General features: G+C 76.2%; 3 protein-coding genes. 1 reads left to right on the plus strand and 2 read right to left on the minus strand.

Going from position 1 to position 1,219, the window contains the following annotated elements; genetic code table 11:
- On the minus strand, positions 1-369 hold a 369-nt coding region (locus ACXJKL_RS21325; protein ID WP_457208990.1), incomplete at its 3' end, for a DUF3499 domain-containing protein.
- Positions 370-418: 49 nt separating this feature from the next.
- On the opposite strand from ACXJKL_RS21325, the gene ACXJKL_RS21330 reads away from it, so the two are divergent.
- On the plus strand, positions 419-868 hold the full coding sequence (locus ACXJKL_RS21330) for a metallopeptidase family protein (RefSeq protein ID WP_457208991.1): 450 nt from the start codon (positions 419-421) through the stop codon (positions 866-868).
- Between the two features lie 48 nt (positions 869-916).
- On the opposite strand, the gene ACXJKL_RS21335 is transcribed toward ACXJKL_RS21330, so the two are convergent.
- On the minus strand, positions 917-1,219 hold a 303-nt coding region (locus tag ACXJKL_RS21335; protein WP_457208992.1), incomplete at its 5' end, for a hypothetical protein.

Raw genomic sequence — 1,219 nt, forward strand, 5'->3', positions numbered from 1 at the left:
GGCCTTGGTCAGGACGCGCAGGTGGCCGCGCTTGGTGCCACGCCGCGGGTCGTCGCCGCCGTGGTCGACCGGACGCGGCGGGGCCGGGCGCTCGACGGGCCGGGCCGCCTCGCGGACCGCGTCGGCGAGGGCGAGCAGGTCGTCGGAGGACGGGCCCTGGGTGGACGGGTCCGGGGCCAGCCGCAGCACCTCCCAGCCACGCGGGGCCGAGAGCCGCTCGCTGTGCAGGTCGCACAGGTCGTAGGCGTGGGGCTCGGCGTAGGTCGCGAGCGGGCCCAGCACGGCGGTCTGGTCGGCGTACACGTAGGTGAGGGTGTTGACCGCAGTGCGACCGCAGGCAGTGCGGGAACAACGACGGGTGAGGCTCACCGGCCAGACGCTACCCGCCACCGGGGCGAGTCATGATTAGGCTCGCGGCATGGACGAGGTGCTCCCCCGACGGCGTGTGACGCGCGACCGGCGCGGCCGCGGGATGCGCGGACCCGGTGTGATGCCCGCCCGGCTCGGCCGGCCGGCGGGACGCACGGCGCGCGAGCGCTTCGACGACCTGGTGCTCGACATCGTCACCGAGGTGGACGCCCGGTGGCAGGAGCGCCTCGGGCTCGTCGAGTACGCCGTCGAGGACGCCCCGATGCTGCCTGACGACTGGGGCGACGCCACCGTGCCGCTGTCGTCCCTGGTGCGGGGCACGGGCGGCGACGCGACCCGGCTGGTGGTGTTCCGGCGCCCCATCGAGCACCGGTGCGAGGGCCGCGACGACCTCGAGGCGATGGTGCTGACGATCATCGTCGAGCAGGTCGCCGAGCTGCTCGGGCTGCCTCCGGAGGACGTCGACCCGCGGTACGGCGACCCGCAGCCGGGCGACTGACCGGGCCCGTCAGCGCGGGTCGTCAGCGCGGGTCGTCAGCGCAGGCCGTCAGCGGAGGGCGGGCCGCACGTCGGCGACGAGTCCCCGCAACCGCAGGTCGGTCAGCGGCAGCACGGCCAGGCCGGGCGGACCGACCTCGACGGCCGCCACCACGGTGGTGCGCTCGACGACCAGGTCGAGCTGCGTGGCTCCGGTCGTCAGCTTGATGCGGGGCGAGACACCGGGCCCGACGGCGACGCGTTCGCGCGCGACCTGCCGACCGCGCTGGTCGCGCAGCGTGTAGGTCGCCACGCCGGCCGTGTCCGCACCGGCCAGCACCAGCCGGGCGGGCCCCCGGGGCAGGGTGAGGGC

Source organism: Nocardioides sp. P5_C9_2 (assembly GCF_054049555.1).